The organism is Pseudomonas sp. SIMBA_041 (assembly GCF_046535095.1).
Taxonomy (GTDB): domain Bacteria; phylum Pseudomonadota; class Gammaproteobacteria; order Pseudomonadales; family Pseudomonadaceae; genus Aquipseudomonas; species Aquipseudomonas mucoides.
On record NZ_JAWRXJ010000632.1, the window covers coordinates 1 to 253 of the forward strand.

1 pseudogene is annotated in these 253 nt (G+C 58.5%); it reads left to right on the forward strand.

The features are described 5' to 3' along the window. Positions 1-27 precede the first annotated feature (27 nt). A pseudogene (locus tag SB725_RS32635) lies at positions 28-253 on the forward strand (3-deoxy-8-phosphooctulonate synthase); the annotation flags it as partial.

The window sequence follows — 253 nt, forward strand, 5'->3', positions numbered from 1 at the left end:
CTGGCTCAGAAGAACAAGGCCTGATCAATGACCCAGAAGATCATTCGCGTCGGTAACATCGAGATCGCCAACGACAAGCCGTTCGTCCTGTTCGGCGGCATGAACGTTCTGGAGTCCCGTGACCTGGCCCTGAAGGTCTGCGAAGAGTACGTGCGGGTGACCGAGAAGCTCGGTATTCCGTACGTGTTCAAGGCCAGCTTCGACAAGGCCAACCGTTCGTCTGTGGCGTCCTACCGTGGCCCGGGCATGGAAG